General features: G+C 68.4%; 16 protein-coding genes and 1 tRNA gene. 8 read left to right on the top strand and 9 right to left on the bottom strand.

Annotation, left to right across the window (positions count from 1 at the left end):
- The first annotated feature begins 23 nt into the window (after window positions 1-23).
- A complete protein-coding gene (locus ETD85_RS62785) occupies window positions 24-320 on the top strand; it encodes a DUF2188 domain-containing protein (protein WP_170246437.1) in 297 nt (98 codons plus the stop codon).
- The gene (locus ETD85_RS00695; protein WP_170246436.1) at window positions 320-1,663 is read left to right on the top strand and encodes a tyrosine-type recombinase/integrase; all 1,344 of its coding nucleotides are present in this window, start codon (window positions 320-322) and stop codon (window positions 1,661-1,663) included. The genes ETD85_RS62785 and ETD85_RS00695 overlap by 1 nt, the downstream gene beginning before the upstream one ends.
- A gap of 34 nt (window positions 1,664-1,697) precedes the next feature.
- On the opposite strand, the gene ETD85_RS00690 is transcribed toward ETD85_RS00695, so the two are convergent.
- From ETD85_RS00690 to galU, 7 genes are all read right to left on the bottom strand, one after another.
- Window positions 1,698-1,771, bottom strand: a tRNA-Ala gene (locus ETD85_RS00690).
- Window positions 1,772-1,820: 49 nt separating this feature from the next.
- On the bottom strand, window positions 1,821-2,396 hold the full coding sequence (sepX, locus tag ETD85_RS00685) for a divisome protein SepX/GlpR (RefSeq protein WP_138687588.1): 576 nt from the start codon (window positions 2,394-2,396) through the stop codon (window positions 1,821-1,823).
- A 124-nt stretch (window positions 2,397-2,520) separates the two neighbouring features.
- Window positions 2,521-3,174 carry a GNAT family N-acetyltransferase gene (locus ETD85_RS00680; RefSeq protein WP_206058014.1) on the bottom strand — a complete coding sequence of 218 codons (654 nt, stop codon included), beginning with the start codon at window positions 3,172-3,174 and terminating at the stop codon, window positions 2,521-2,523.
- A 59-nt stretch (window positions 3,175-3,233) separates the two neighbouring features.
- Window positions 3,234-3,716, bottom strand: a complete 483-nt coding sequence (locus ETD85_RS00675) for a MogA/MoaB family molybdenum cofactor biosynthesis protein (protein ID WP_138687587.1) — start codon at window positions 3,714-3,716, stop codon at window positions 3,234-3,236.
- A complete protein-coding gene (gene moaC, locus ETD85_RS00670; protein ID WP_138687586.1) occupies window positions 3,713-4,189 on the bottom strand; it encodes a cyclic pyranopterin monophosphate synthase MoaC in 477 nt (158 codons plus the stop codon). The genes ETD85_RS00675 and moaC overlap by 4 nt, the downstream gene beginning before the upstream one ends.
- Window positions 4,190-4,226: 37 nt before the next feature.
- Window positions 4,227-5,414 carry a molybdotransferase-like divisome protein Glp gene (glp, locus tag ETD85_RS00665; protein WP_138687585.1) on the bottom strand — a complete coding sequence of 396 codons (1,188 nt, stop codon included), beginning with the start codon at window positions 5,412-5,414 and terminating at the stop codon, window positions 4,227-4,229.
- The gene (gene galU, locus ETD85_RS00660) at window positions 5,401-6,303 is read right to left on the bottom strand and encodes a UTP--glucose-1-phosphate uridylyltransferase GalU (RefSeq protein ID WP_138687584.1); all 903 of its coding nucleotides are present in this window, start codon (window positions 6,301-6,303) and stop codon (window positions 5,401-5,403) included. The genes glp and galU overlap by 14 nt, the downstream gene beginning before the upstream one ends.
- 24 nt (window positions 6,304-6,327) lie before the next feature.
- On the opposite strand from galU, the gene ETD85_RS00655 reads away from it, so the two are divergent.
- From ETD85_RS00655 to ETD85_RS00645, 3 genes are all read left to right on the top strand, one after another.
- The gene (locus ETD85_RS00655) at window positions 6,328-6,897 is read left to right on the top strand and encodes a 5-formyltetrahydrofolate cyclo-ligase (protein WP_138687583.1); all 570 of its coding nucleotides are present in this window, start codon (window positions 6,328-6,330) and stop codon (window positions 6,895-6,897) included.
- Window positions 6,898-6,920: 23 nt separating this feature from the next.
- The gene (locus ETD85_RS00650) at window positions 6,921-8,426 is read left to right on the top strand and encodes a potassium/proton antiporter (RefSeq protein ID WP_138687582.1); all 1,506 of its coding nucleotides are present in this window, start codon (window positions 6,921-6,923) and stop codon (window positions 8,424-8,426) included.
- Window positions 8,427-8,493: 67 nt separating this feature from the next.
- Window positions 8,494-8,796: an FmdB family zinc ribbon protein gene (locus tag ETD85_RS00645; RefSeq protein WP_138687581.1), complete on the top strand. Its 303-nt coding sequence runs from the start codon at window positions 8,494-8,496 to the stop codon at window positions 8,794-8,796.
- 572 nt (window positions 8,797-9,368) lie between these two features.
- Here the strand turns inward: ETD85_RS00645 and ETD85_RS00640 are convergent.
- On the bottom strand, window positions 9,369-11,336 hold the full coding sequence (locus ETD85_RS00640; RefSeq protein ID WP_138687580.1) for an MFS transporter: 1,968 nt from the start codon (window positions 11,334-11,336) through the stop codon (window positions 9,369-9,371).
- A 110-nt stretch (window positions 11,337-11,446) separates the two neighbouring features.
- Here ETD85_RS00640 and ETD85_RS00635 point away from each other — a divergent pair, with 110 nt between their 5' ends.
- Genes ETD85_RS00635 through mscL form a run of 3 tightly spaced genes read left to right on the top strand, consistent with a single transcriptional unit; the run spans window position 11,447 to window position 13,254 of the window.
- Window positions 11,447-12,253 (top strand): S-methyl-5'-thioadenosine phosphorylase, encoded by an 807-nt coding sequence (locus tag ETD85_RS00635; protein WP_138687579.1) that lies wholly within the window; start codon window positions 11,447-11,449, stop codon window positions 12,251-12,253.
- On the top strand, window positions 12,250-12,834 hold the full coding sequence (locus tag ETD85_RS00630) for an RcpC/CpaB family pilus assembly protein (RefSeq protein WP_240778724.1): 585 nt from the start codon (window positions 12,250-12,252) through the stop codon (window positions 12,832-12,834). Before ETD85_RS00635 ends, ETD85_RS00630 begins: the two co-directional genes overlap by 4 nt.
- A gap of 21 nt (window positions 12,835-12,855) precedes the next feature.
- Complete coding sequence (mscL, locus tag ETD85_RS00625; RefSeq protein WP_138687578.1) at window positions 12,856-13,254, top strand: large conductance mechanosensitive channel protein MscL; 399 nt, start codon at window positions 12,856-12,858, stop codon at window positions 13,252-13,254.
- On the opposite strand, the gene ETD85_RS00620 is transcribed toward mscL, so the two are convergent.
- The gene (locus tag ETD85_RS00620; protein ID WP_240778716.1) at window positions 13,251-14,276 is read right to left on the bottom strand and encodes a M15 family metallopeptidase; all 1,026 of its coding nucleotides are present in this window, start codon (window positions 14,274-14,276) and stop codon (window positions 13,251-13,253) included. The two genes, mscL and ETD85_RS00620, sit on opposite strands and share 4 nt — an antisense overlap.
- Window positions 14,277-14,489 lie beyond the last annotated feature (213 nt).

Genomic DNA, 14,489 nt, shown 5'->3' with positions numbered 1-14,489 from the left:
GCCTCCTCGGTTAAGGAGTGCTCATGTCCTACCTTCGGCAACTGGGCGACGGGCGATGGCAGGCCACCGTCCGCCTCCCCGGCGGCAAACGCCGCTCAGCCACCCACGACACGCGCAGCGAAGCTCGGCGCTGGAGCGACTTCACCCACGTCGCCGCGCGGCGTCTCGCCCATGCCGCCCCGCAGGCCAGGCGCACATGGAGCCCCGACAGGCTCACGATCTTCGTGCCCGTGGACCTGCTGACCATGGACACCGCCATGCGGCTCGAGCAAGCCCTGGACCGAGTGCTGGGCGAGCAGCAACCCCCTGGAGGCAGCTGATGCCCTACTACCGCAAGCTGAAGTCCGGCAAGTGGCAGGCGACCGTGTGGATGCCCAACGGCCGCCGCGTCACCCAGTCGAACAAGCTCAAGTCCGTCGTCAAGGACTGGGCACTCAAGCTTGAGGCCGAATACAAGAGCGGCCACCGGCGCGACCCCCGCGCCGGTGAGGTCAAGCTCGGCGAATGGCGGGAACGCCGCCGGCAGGCTTCAGCGCTGGAGTCGCCGACCCAGGCGAAGGTCGACTCGCTCTGGCGCACCCACTGCGAGCAGGTGTGGGCGAACTGGCCCATGACGGCGGTGACCCGCATGGAGGCACAAGCCTGGGTCAACAAGCTGAAGGGCACCAAGCGGGCCCGCCACCGGGGACGTGACGTCGTGGGCGACGACGAGGCGGTGCCATATCTGTCAGCGGCCACCATCCACGAGATCGTCGCAGTGATGAGCAGCCTGTACACGGCGGCGATGCGGGAGGATCCACCGCTGGTGGCCGTCAACCCGTTCGCCAAGCTGAAGCTGCCCCGCAACGAGGCACCGCCGATCGCGTTCTACGAACCGTCCGAGGCCGCCGCCCTCTATGACACCGTGGAGCGAATGTTCGGCCTGGCTTGCCGGACCCTTGTCGAGCTGGGCATGGACGTGGGGCTCAGGCCCGGCGAGATCTACGGGCTCCACACCAACCGCATCGACTGGCTACGCGGCCAGGTACAGGTGCACTACGTCATGACCCGGTACGGGCTGCGCGAGCACGGCAAGTCCAAGAAGTCCCGTCGCACCGTGCCGGTACCACCGGAGACGCTGGCCGCGATGAAGACCCTCATGGACGACCGTCAGCCGTGGGGCGAGTGCACCTGCCCGCGGGTGCTGGCCAACGGCGCTCGGCTGCCGGGTCGTGGCCCATGCCCGGGGCTGATGTTCCCGGCGGTCAAGGGCGGCCCGATCGACGACGGCGACTTCCGGACCCGGGTGTGGTGCGTCGCAGTGGAGGCGACCCGCATGTGCGGCAAGCGGCCACCGTCGAAGGAGTACTCGCTCGGGCTGCGCGCGGCCGGGTCGTGCGGGCTGGAGGTGTGCGACGATACGGCGCACCTGCTGCCCCGGCACCCGCCGCGGGTGATGCGACACACGGCGGCGTCCTGGTTGGTTCAGGCCGGCGTCCCGCTCTACCACGTTCAGCACCTGCTCGGCCATGAGCGCTCGTCGACCACGGAGCGCTACGCGCACCTCGCTCCGGACGCGCACGGCGAGATTCTCGGGGTGTGGGCGCGGCGCTCCGGCGGCGACGCTCCGGGACGCTCTGACGCACGTGTGACGCACGAACGACTAGAGGCCCGCCCCTCGTGATGAGGTGCGGGCCTCTAACCTGCAAAAATGCCAGTGGAGATGAGGGGATTCGAACCCCTGACCCCTTCGATGCGAACGAAGTGCGCTACCGGACTGCGCTACATCCCCAAGGACTCGACCAGATTAGCAAACTTCCAGGAGTCCTCGCGCCACCCTTTCAGTCACCCACGGCCCGCCTGGGCGGTTCGGCGTACTGGTCGAACAGGACGTCCGCGTTCAGAGCCGCGAGATCGATGATCTCGGCCTCCGCCTCTTCCGCCACCCGCCGCTGCTCCCGTGCCCGCCGCAGCCGCTCTGCGCGCGCCTGGCGGGCCCTCTCGCGGCGTTCCCTGTCGACTTGTACGGCAATGCGGAGGAAGGCCATGTACGCCAGCATGATGACGACTGAGGGCGCTACGCCCCACCACGGGATCATCTTGACCGCGGCCGTCACCACGGACGCCAGCACCAGCAGAGCGGTGAAGAACAGCAGCCGGCGCCGGCGGGCCACGATGATGGCGCGGCGGCGCAGCCGGAACTGGCGGACGTCGACCTTCTCGATCTCCGTCCCGTCGTCCTCGTCGGAGTCCGAAGGGCCCAGATTGTCGAGGTCGGGAAGCTGGTGTTCGCCGGTGTAGTGCTCTTCGAGTTCGGCCAGTTCTGCGAGGTTCGTCTTGTCCCTGCGCAGCCACATCGGAATCAAGACGCAAAGCCACATCACCACGATGGCCAGATAAAGCAGGACGCTGCTCACGACCACCTCCGGGCAGCATGAAGACGCGGGTGTGTTCGTTGCGTCTTCAATGTGCTCACGTCACGCACCGTAAGACCGCGTGTCACTGATTGACGAGCATTCGGTGCGGTGTGTCGCGAGATCGTCAAACCTCTTCGACAGGAGACCCACCGCGAGCGGCCGACTCACGAGCACGACGCCACTGCACGAGCAGCCCGCCGGGAACGTCCTCAACGGTCAGCGCGTAGCAAATGTGATCGCGCCAGGCTCCGTCGATGTGGAGTTGGCGACGCCGAATGCCTTCTTCCCGGAATCCAAGCTTCTCAACCACTCTACGGCTGGCCTGGTTCTCGGGGCGGATGTTCGCTTCCAGCCGATGCAATCCGGTGGTGAAAAAGCAATGGTCAACGGCCATGGCGAGGGCTGTGGGCGTGATCCCCTTGCCGGCCAGCGCGCCGTCTATCCAATATCCGACCTGGGCCGACCGCGCGGATCCCCACACGATCGCGCCGACCGTCAGCTGCCCCGCGAAGCGTCCCTCGTACGTGACCACCCACGGCAGCGCCAGCCCCTGCCTGGCCTCACGGCGCAGGGTCCCGACCATGGAGATGTAGGGGCCGAGCCCGGTCCTGAACAGCGGCGTCTCAGGATTGCTCGGCTCCCAGGGGCGCAGCCAGTCGGCGTTTCGCAGCCGAGTCTCTCGCCACACGCGTACGTCGCTCAGCCGCAGCGGCCGGAGGCCTACCGGACCCTCGTTCAGGGTCGCCGGCCAGCCACGAAGTCGATCCACACCTCTCATCATCCCCCTATCGGGCACGATGTCGCCACGGATCATCGATCGGCGCTCCGAATCACGGGTCAGCGCGGGTGATCGCCACCGTGAATTTGATCAACCGCGTGCAGCAGAATCGGAGCGAGTACGGCTACTCCATCCCGCACGCCACCGGATGATCCCGGCAAATTAATGATCAAGGTGTCACCCGCCTGACCCGCCAGCCCGCGGGAGAGTACGGACGTAGGAACCTTTTCGCGATTCGCCTGCCGAATGGCCTCGGCTATCCCCGGAATTTCCCGGGAAATCACGCGCGCCGTCATCTCCGGAGTCAGGTCCAAGGGCGTCAGCCCCGTCCCCCCTGTCGTCACGATGACGTGATAGCCACCCGCGATCCCGTCACGCAGCGCTCCTTCGACCGCCTCGCCATCGGGCACCACCACGGGGCCGTCCACGACCTCGCAGCCCGCCTCCGCACGCAGCAGGTCGGCCAGCAGCGGGCCGGATTTATCCTCATAAATCCCAGCCGACGCCCGGTTCGACACCGTGATCACCAGCGCCCGGATCATTCGGACTCCCGTACCCAGCGCCCGGTCTTCCCGCCGAGCTTCTCCTCCACCCGCACATCCGTGATCACCGCGGCGGGGTCCACGGCCTTGACCATGTCGATCAGGGCGAGCGCGGCCACGGAGACCGCCGTCAGCGCCTCCATCTCCACGCCGGTGCGGTCGGCCGTCTTCACCCGGCACGTGATCGCCACGCCCCAGTCCTCGACGTCGAGCGTGACCTTGACGCCGTGCAACGCGATCGGATGGCAGAGCGGGATCAGGTCGGGCGTCCGTTTCGCCCCCATGATCCCCGCGATCCGCGCCACCCCGAGCGCGTCACCCTTGGGCACCTCCCCCGACCGCAGCAGCTCGACCACGGCGGACGACAGCAGCACCCGCCCGGTGGCCGTGGCGGTGCGGGCCGAGACGTCCTTGGCGGAGACGTCCACCATGCGGGCGGCCCCGGTCTCGTCGATGTGGGTCAGCTCGCTCACGACGCCACCACCTCCAGCACGTACGGCTCAGATCCGCTCACAGCCGGACCACCTCCACAGACGAGCCCTCCGCCACCTCGGTCACGTCCTCAGCGACCACGATCAGCGCGTTCGCCGAGGCCAGCGCGGCGAGCTGGTGAGAGCCCTGGCCATGCACCGGCGAAACCGTGCCGTCCGCGGACAGCACGCCACGCAGGAACGACTTCCGCCCAGCGGGCGACCGCAGCGGCCCCGTGACCCGGGCGGTCAGCGTCTCCGGCACACCGCCGGGAAGCCCGCGCATCTTGTCGAGCGCCGGACGGACGAACAGCATGAAAGACACGAACGACGACACCGGGTTGCCGGGAAGGGCGAAGATCGGCACTTGATCCTCCCCCAGGACGCCGAACCCCTGCGGCATCCCCGGCTGCATGGCCACCTTCTCGAAGCAAACCGTCCCCAGCGGGGACAATGCCTCCTTGACCGGCTCGTACGCCCCCATGGACACCCCACCGCTGGTGATGATCGCATCGGCCCGCACGAGATGGGTGTCGAGCTGATCGAGCAGCACGGCCGGATCGTCCCCGACGGCCCCGACCCGGAACCCCTCGGCACCGGCCTCCCGCACGGCGGCGGTCAGCGTGTAGCTGTTGGAATCCCAGATCTGCCCCGGCATCAGAGAGGTCCCCGGCTCGACCAGCTCCGCGCCCGTGGAGATGACGACGACGCGGGGACGCGGCCGCGCCAGGACGCGCCGCCGCCCCACGCCGGCGATGATCCCGAGCTGCGCGGGACCGATCAGGGTGCCCGGTTTGAGCACGACCTCGCCGGCCTGCACGTCCTCCCCGGCCCGCCGGACCGCGTTTCCGGCCTGCGCGGATCGGTCGATCCGGACGGAGACCGTGCCCCCGTCGGTCCACTCCACCGGCACCACGGCGTCGGCCCCCGCGGGCAGGGGCGCGCCGGTCATGATGCGCACAGCATGCCCGGGACCCACGGCCCGCAGCTCCAAGGAGCCGGCCGCCACGTCGTCGATCACCGGCAAGGTGACCGGGACGTCCGCGACGTCCACCGCCCGTACGGCGTAACCGTCCATGGCGGAGTTGTCGAACGGCGGCAGCGGCACGGGCGACGTGACCTCCTCGGCCAGCGTCGTCCCGAGTGTCTGCTCCAGCTCCAGCTCCAGCGGCGCCAGCGGACGCACAGTGGCGAGGATGTCCGCCAGATGCGCGTCAACCGATTTCATTGAGGAACTCCCGCAGCCATGGCACGAAGTCGGGCGCCAGGTCCTCCCGATCGGCGGCGAACCTCACCACCGTCCGCAGATAGTCGAGCTTGTCGCCGGTGTCGTATCGCCGCCCTCTGAACAGCACCCCGTGCACGGGCCCGCCCTCCTCGGAGCCGCGGCCGGCGAGCGTCCGCAGCGCGTCGGTGAGCTGGATCTCGTTGCCGCGGCCGGGCGGGGTGTTCTCCAGCACCTCGAACACGGCGGGGTCGATCACGTAGCGGCCGATGATCGCCCAGTTGGACGGCGCCTCGTCGACCGGCGGCTTCTCCACCAGGTCGGTGACGCGCACCACGTCGTCCACGGTGGTGGCCTCGATGGTCGCGACGCCGTACAGCGAGACCTGCTCCCTGGGCACCTCCATCAGCGCGATCACGCTCCCACCGAACGTGTCACGCACCTCGATCATGCGCTTGAGCAGCGGATCACGGTAGTCGATCAGGTCGTCGCCGAGCAGGCAGGCGAACGGGTGGTCGCCGACGTGCTGCTTGGCGCACAGCACCGCGTGACCGAGACCCTTCGGCTCGCCCTGGCGTACGTAGTGGAGCGTCGCCAGCGAGGCCGGCTCGCGAACCTGGGACAACCGCTGCTCGTCGCCCTTGGCCTCAAGGGCCTCCTCCAGCTCGAACGCGCGGTCGAAATGATCCTCGATCGACCGTTTGTTCTTGCCAGTGACCATGAGCACGTCGAGGAGCCCAGCGGAGGCGGCCTCCTCGACGACATACTGGATCGCGGGCTTGTCGACGATGGGCAACATCTCCTTGGGTGTCGCCTTGGTCGCCGGAAGGAACCGGGTGCCCAGACCCGCGGCGGGCACGACGGCTTTCGTCACAGGGTCGAAGTCAGCCATGAGTAGACCCTAGTGGAGGGACCTGTGGACAAGCTGAACCTGCGCCGCGAGCTTAACTCGAGGCGTACCTCGCTCTCCCCCGAGCAATTGCGGTCAAACGCCGTGCAGGTCCGCGAAACGCTGCTCGATCAGCCGTGGGTGCAGATGGCCGGGCTGGTGGCCTGCTACTGGTCAACGGGGTCGGAGCCGGATACCCACGGGCTCGTGTTCGCTCTCTGGAAACACGGCGCGACGGTGATCCTTCCGGTGCTGTGTGCGGACAATGACCTGGATTGGGCGGTGTACGACGGGCCGGACACACTCGCCCCGGGCCGGTACGGGATCATGGAGCCTGTCGACACCCGCCGCGGCGTCGACGCCATCCGCACGGCCGCGCTGGTGATCGTGCCGGCGCTGGCGGTGGACAGGCGGACGGGGGTACGCCTCGGACGAGGCGGTGGCTCGTACGATCGAGCCCTGTCCAGGGTGGGCCCCAACGTTCCGACGGTCGCATTGCTGCACGAGGGCGAGCTGATCGACGGGGTTCCGTCGGAGCCGCATGATCGCGCAGTCCGCTTTGCGATGACGCCCGCGGGACTCACTACTCTTATGTGAACGAAGGTACGGGAGGGGGCCAGATGACGCTTGATGTCTGGCTCCTTCTTGGTGCCGTGATCGTCATCGCCGCCATCGCGTTCGTACGCATCGCGCATCGCAGCGGTCTGCCCAGCCTTCTGCTGTTCCTCGGGTTCGGCCTGATTCTGGGCGAATCCGGGTTCGGGATCCCGTTCGACAGCCCGCAGGTCGCCCAGCAGATCGGGCTGACGGCGCTCGCGGTCATCCTGGCCGAGGGCGGCCTGACCACGAACTGGTCCCATGTGCGGCGTTCCGTCCCTTTGGCGCTGGTGCTGGCGACCGTGGGCGTGACGGTCAGCATCGTCGTGCTGGCGTTCGTCGTCGAGGGACTTTTCGGCCTAGACCGGTCGACGGCCCTGATCCTGGGCGCGGTGCTGGCCTCGACGGACGCCGCGGCCGTGTTCTCCGTGCTGCGCAGGCTGCCGCTGCCCTCCCGGCTGGCGGGCGTGCTGGAGGCGGAGTCCGGCTTCAACGACGCACCCACCGTGATCGCCGTGGTCCTGCTCAGCGGAGCGTCCAGCTCGTCGGCGACCGTAGGAACGTTCCTGCTGGAAACCTCCGTCGAGCTGATCATCGGTGCGGCGGTCGGGCTCGCCGTCGGCCCCGCGGGCGCGTACGCGCTGCGCCGCGTCGCCCTGCCCGCCTCCGGCCTCTACCCCATCGCCGTGCTCGCCCTCACCTTCGTCTCGTACGGCGGCGCCGTGCTGCTGCACGGATCGGGCTTCCTGGCCGTCTACCTGACGGCGTTGATCCTGGGCAATTCGCGGCTTCCGCACAGGGCGGCGACCAGAGGCTTCGCGGAGGGCTCCGCCTGGCTGGCGCAGATCGGGCTGTTCGTCATGCTCGGCATGCTGGCCAGCCCCGACGAGATGCCGGAGGCCATCGTGCCCGGCCTGATCACGGGCACCGTGCTGGTGCTCCTGGCGCGGCCGCTGTCCGTCGTGGTGAGCTCCTTCATAGCCTGGGCCGCGCGACTGGGCCGGGTGAGCTGGCGCGATCAGGCGTTCCTGTCCTGGGCGGGGCTGCGCGGCGCGATCCCGATCGTGCTGGCGACCATCCCCTGGGCCTCGGGCGTCGAGGGCTCCAAGGAGATCTTCAACCAGGTCTTCGTGATCGTCATCGTGTTCACCCTGCTTCAGGGGCCGACGCTGCCGCTGGCGGCCAGGCTGCTGGGGGTTCGCGCGCCTGGCGAGGCGCACGAGCTGGAGGTGGAGTCCGCGCCGCTGGAGGAGCTCAAGGCGGACCTGCTGCAGGTCAAGATCCCCGCCGGCTCGCGCCTGCACGGCGTGGAGATCTTCGAGCTCCGCCTGCCCGCCGGAGCCGCGGTGACTCTCGTCGTACGCGACGGCAAATCTTTCGTCCCCGGCGGCTCCACCCGCGTCCGGGTGGACGACCAGCTCCTCCTGGTCACCACCGCCGCCTGCCGTGACCAGGTCGAACGCCGCCTGCGCGCCGTAAGCCGCAGCGGCAAGCTGGCCGGCTGGTACGGAGAGCGGGGGTTGGAATAGGTCTTTGACCTAATCGGTTACCATTAGCAGTCGCATCGCTCGAGTGCCAGACCCGAAGGAGGAGCGCGTGCCGACGTACCAGTACGCCTGCAACGACTGTGGCGAGCAGCTCGAGGTCGTTCAGAAATTCACCGACGATGCGCTGACGGTTTGCCCCAATTGCGAGGGAAACCTGCGGAAGGTCTTCTCCGCTGTCGGCATCGTGTTCAAGGGCTCCGGCTTCTACAAGACGGACAACCGGTCTTCGTCGACCTCGGCTCCTACGACTTCCCCCGCCTCTTCGTCCTCGTCGAAGCCGGCCGAGAGCAAGTCCGCGGACTCGAGCTCCTCGTCCACCCCGGCCGCCGCCCCCGCCGCCGCTTCCAACTGACCTTTTCCGGCCTGCCCACGACGAATACCGTCGACGGATACCGTCCTGGGCACGGCCGTCCAGCGTGGTCACGGCCTGGCGCGTTAGCCGCGCCCCGCCATGCTGCTGCCGCTTCGTGCGCAGGGTCAGGTCTTCGGTGCCTCCTCGCGGCTCTTCAGCGGCGAGCTCGGCCATTCAGCTCAGCGCGGAATCCTGCCGCTCTGTCGACCCGGTACGGGCTCTTCCGAACCCTGACGATCTTGCCGACCCGGCACCATGACCCTCAGGGTGCGCATCATGACCCTCAGGCTGCCCCGCGCGTCCGGTCACGGCCCGCAGGGCACCCGCTGTCGGAGAACCGCCAGGCAACCTGCTCACCTTGGCCACGCCCCTCCGCCACGGACCGCAAACCACCGCTGCCTGCTCGATCATGGCCCGAGAGCACTCCGCTGTCACAGGACCTCACGCCGCTCAGGCCGGGACGCGGACCCGCGACCCCCACCAGCCACTCTACGCATGCCCGCACTCCCGCTGCTCTTACGCATGCCCGCACTCCCGCCGCTCTGCCCATGCCCGCACTCCCGCGGGAAGCTTTATCGAGGCCGATCGGCATCAGCCCCCAGCAGTTCGGGCGCGATCCGATCGACCAGCCGCTCAAGCTGCGGATCATCCCCCCAGTCGGCCACCAGCCTGCTCAACCCCTCCCGAGAGCACCGCACAAGCCGCATGGCCACCTGATCCCCTTCCGCCGTGAGCCGCAACAACTCCCCGTCCTCGGACCGCCGCACCAGCCCGGCCTCGACGAGCTGATCCACGTACGGCCGCCCTTGAGCCCGGCTCACATGCGCCCGCTCAGCCAGCGCCTCGGCCCGCACCCACCCCTCCCCTCCCAGCCGGGCGATGACCCAGACCCCTTGGGGCGGGACCCCGCTCAATCCGGCCAGCGCCCCCAGCCGGTCGTAATAGCCCCGCCGCAGATCCGCGTCGGCCAGGCGGACCAGCCCCCTCTCGACCTCGGCCAGCGACGACCGCTCGGCGGACGTGGCCCCCAGCCCTTCGCCCAGATCCGCCGCCCTGGTCGTCTCCCTCAACCGCGACTGCGGAATGAACCAGGAAAGCAGGAACGCCCCGAACATGATCGGCGCCGCGACCCGGAAAACGGCCGCGATCGCGTCGGCGTAGACATGGAGGAAGTCGGCAGCCAGCTCCCGCGGCAGCCGCCGGATGACCGTCGGATCCTGCTGGACGCGCGCAGGATCGAACCCCTGCGGCAGGCTGGCCCCGCTGAGCGCACGCCGCAGATCCTCGTTCAGCGTCGCCGTGAACACCGCCCCCAGCGTCGCCACCCCGAACGACCCCCCGATCGACCGGAAGAACGTCGCGCCGGACGTCGCCACCCCGAGATCCTTGAAGTCGACCGCGTTCTGGACCACGATCACGAGCACCTGCATGGTCATCCCGAGCCCGATGCCGAGCACCAGCAGGTATACGCCCATCGTGAACAGGCTGGCCCGCTCGGTCATCGTGGACAGCAGGGACATCCCGATCCCGGCCACCGCCGTGCCCGTGATGGGCAGGAACCGGTATTTCCCGGTCTTCGAGATGATCTGCCCGCTGATGATGGACATCGTCAGCATGCCGCCCATCATCGGCAGCAGGTACACCCCCGACAGGGTCGGACTCACCCCGTGCACGACCTGCAGATACAGCGGCAGATAGGTGAGCGCCCCGAACATGCCGAACCCCACCACGAACCCCACGATCGACGACATCGTGAACGCCCGGCGCCTGAACAGCCCGAGCGGCAGCACCGGCTCGGCCGCACGCCGTTCGGCGAAGATCCAGCCGGCCAGCAGGGCCACCGCGGCCACGCCCAGCCCCACGATGACCGGGCTGCTCCACGCGTACGTCGTGCCGCCCCAGGTCGCGATCAGCACGAGGCAGGACGTCGCGCCGCCGAGCAGCACGACCCCGGCGTAGTCGATGCGGTGCGCGGTACGCGTGTAGTCGCTCGGCAGCACGGCCACGATCACGACGAGCGCGACCGCGCCCAGGGGCAGGTTGATGTAGAAGACCCAGTGCCAGGACAGATGATCGACGAACAGCCCGCCGAGCAGCGGCCCCACGATGCTGGACACGGCGAAGACCGCGCCGAAGAACCCCTGGTATTTGCCCCTCTCCCGCACCGACACGACGTCCCCGACGATCGCCTGCGCCAGCACCATCAACCCGCCCCCGCCCAGCCCCTGGACCGCGCGGAAGCCGATGAGCTCCCCCATGTTCTGGCTGATCCCACAAAGCGCCGAACCGATCAGAAAGATGACGATGGCGGCGACGAAGAGCCTTTTGCGACCGTACTGATCGCCCAGCTTCCCCCAGAGCGGCGTCGAGACGGTCGAGGCGAGCAGGTATCCCGTCACGACCCACGACAGCTGCTCCAGCCCGCCGAGGTCGCTCACGATGGTCGGCAGGGCCGTGGACACGATGGTCTGGTCGAGCGCGGCCAGCAGCATGCCGAGCATGAGCGCGATGATGATGAGCCCGAGGCCCTGTTGCCGCATGCGGCGATCCTACTCTTCGTACTGGTGTGCCTACTCGCCGCAATCAAGTTATCCACAGAATCGGATTCGGCCCATCCTGGCCCCCCGCCGGTCCGGCTACTCTCTGCGCCATGGTCACTCGCGCAGACATCGGCGTCATCGGCGGTTCGGGTTTCTATTCTCTGCTCGACGACGCGGAGGAGATCGAGCTCGCAACGCCTTACGGCCCCCCGAGCGATGTTGTCACGGTCGGGCGCATCGGCTCGCGTTCCGTGGCGTTCATCCCCCGGCACGGGCGAGATCACCGCTTCCCGCCCCACCGCATCCCCTACCGCGCCAACCTGTGGGCTCTGCGCTCGCTCGGCGTCCGCCAGGTGCTCGCGCCGAGCGCCGTAGGTTCGCTACGAGCGGAGTACGGCCCGGGCACCTTGGTAGTCCCGGACCAGCTCGTAGATCGCACTTCTGGCCGCGTACAGACCTATTACGACATAGACGGCGCGGTCCACGTCTCGTTCGCCGACCCCTACTGCTCTTCCGGCAGGGCCACGGCGGTGCAGACCGCCCGTTCCGGCGGCTGGGAGGCCGTCGACGGTGGCACCCTGGTCGTCATCGAGGGCCCGCGGTTCTCCACGAGAGCCGAGTCGCAGTGGTTCGCGGGCAACGGCTGGTCGATCGTGGGCATGACCGGCTTCCCCGAGTCGATCCTGGCCCGCGAGCTGGCCCTCTGCTACACCTCACTCTCCCTGGTGACCGACCACGACGCGGGAGTGGAGGCCGGGCAGGGCGTCACCCACGACGAGGTTCTCGAGTTCTTCGCCCAAAACGTCACCCGCATGCGCACCCTGGTCGCCGACACCGTCCAGGCGCTCCCCGATGAGCGCACCTGCCTTTGCGGCTCCGCCCTCGACGGCATCAAGCTCCCCTTCGAGCTGCCGTGATCCAGGCCTGGATGCGGCGCTACGGCCGGCGCCGCCGTCTCATCGCGGCGGCGCTGGCCGCCATAGCCGTCGCGGCCGCCTTCGTCGCCACCCGCCCCGCCCCCGGTTCCACGGTCCTCGTGGCGGCGCGCGACCTGTCCCCCGGCCCCCTACGTCCCGACGACCTCCACCCGACGCCGCTCCACCATCCACCGGCCGGCGCCATACGCGCCGCGGCGGCCGGACGCGTCCTGGCCGCCCCCATGCGCAAGGGCGAGCCGCTGACGGACGTCCGGCTCCTCGACTCGTTCCGCCTTCCGCCAGGCCTGATCGCGACCCCCGTACGCATCGCCGACGCGGCCACGGCCGGCCTCATCTCCCCCGGCTCCACGATCACCGTCCTGGCCGCCTGGGACGACGGCCAGCCGGCCCGCTCGATCGCCGAGGGCGTAAGAGTCATCACCATCCCGCCGGCGACCGAGCACACGAGCGCCCACGGCGCCCTGGTCGTGCTCGCGACCACGGCGAGCCAGGCAACCGAGCTGGCCGCCGCCCAAGCAGGCGGCCACCTCTCGATCACCATCAGTCCTAACTTAGAGTAATCATTCGGCTACGCTTCTCCCATGAGCGGATTCAAGAAGTTCCTCATGCAGGGAAACGTCATCGATCTGGCAGTCGCGGTCGTCATCGGGGCTGCTTTCAACACGATCGTGCAGTCGTTCGTGGCCGACGTGCTGACGCCGTTGATCTCGGCGTTCGGCGGCCTGCCCGACTTCTCCTCCCTCAAGGCTACGGTCGGGCAGTCCAACTTCATGTACGGCAACTTCCTCAACGCGGTCATCTCGTTCCTGATGATCGCCGCGGTGGTCTACTTCCTGGTCGTGCGGCCGTACACGCATTTGAAGGACCGCGCCGCCGCCAGGGTCGACTCGAAGACCCACAACTGCCCCGAATGCCTGTCGGAGATCCCCAAGGCCGCCTCGCGCTGCGCCTTCTGCAGCGCGCAGGTCACACCGGTCTAGAGCAGCGAGTCGATCTTCGGATCATACTCCCAGTGCCACGGCTCGAACGGGCTGCTGTAGGCCCAGGAGGGGTGGAACCAGCCATACCTCTTGGAGTTCTTCTCCATCCACACGAACTCCGCCGACCCCGACCTCTCCACCCCGCCACACAGGTCCACAGCCAGCCCGAGCCCGTGGTTGCTCCGTCCGGGCACAGCGGCGAACCCCGGCCGCCGGTAATAGACGGACTGCTGCTCGGCAAGGCTCCGATAGGCGTCCGTCACACACATCTGCTTGCCGAACCGCTTGCGATAAGCCTCGTTCAAACTCACGAACGCGATGGTGGCGTCGGCCCTCAGACTGAAGCCCTTCTGCTGCAACGGGCACAGCATCCCCCTGGGGATCAGCCCGTTGGGATAGTCCCCGGCCGTCGCCGCCCGCAGCGGGTTGCACCCCAGCGCCGCCCGCCCCACCTTGTCGATCTTGATCCCCATCTTGACGAGCGCGGCGGTCAGGGACTTCACGATCTTGTCCGACCGCAGCCGCAAGGTGTCGACCTCCGCCGCCAGCTGCGCCTCGGCCAGCAGATTCCCGGCACGGAGCTCCTGCGCCTCACCGGCCAGCCGCTCGGTCTCCTTGAACAACGCACTCGTCTGCTCGACCGCCTGCTGCCGCACGGCCACAATCTGGGTCACATCCGACAAAGCACGCAAAGTCCGCTCATCAGCATTACCCGACAGGAACGGCGTGACGTTGTTGGCCGCGATCGGCTGCTCGTACAGCAACTCGACCATCTGCGACACGGGCTGCCGCATCACCGACAGCCGCTGCTCCAGCCCCTGCAGAGCCGTCAGCTTGGTCTTGAGCTCCTTCTCGGAGGCGGCGATGGTCGCGCGCCGCTTCTCCAGGGCCTTGGTCGCGTCCTCGAGCTCCTTGGCCGAGCGCTCGGCCTCTTTCCTCAGCTCCGTCAGGTTGGCGGGATCCCGCCGCTCCTGCACCCGCAGCTCCGTCCGGACCTGTGCGCCGGCCTGCGCAGAAGGCACAAAAAGAGAAGCCATCGCCATGACGACCGCGATCAGACCCGCTGATCGAGGGGCTGGCACGTTCGACTCCTCCGTTTGCTAACTCGTTACCCGGGTCAGGCACGCACGTTACTACAGCCCCCCGAGTGCCCGGACCGAACTCCGGAGAGCTGTTATGAGACAAAAAACCCACTTTGTACGGCCAACCCCCACAACCAGCTAGATCTGTCTCTT

Origin of the sequence: Nonomuraea zeae, assembly GCF_005889725.1 — a bacterium.
GTDB lineage: Bacteria > Actinomycetota > Actinomycetes > Streptosporangiales > Streptosporangiaceae > Nonomuraea > Nonomuraea zeae.
This window is presented reverse-complemented; position numbering and strand designations above follow the sequence as displayed.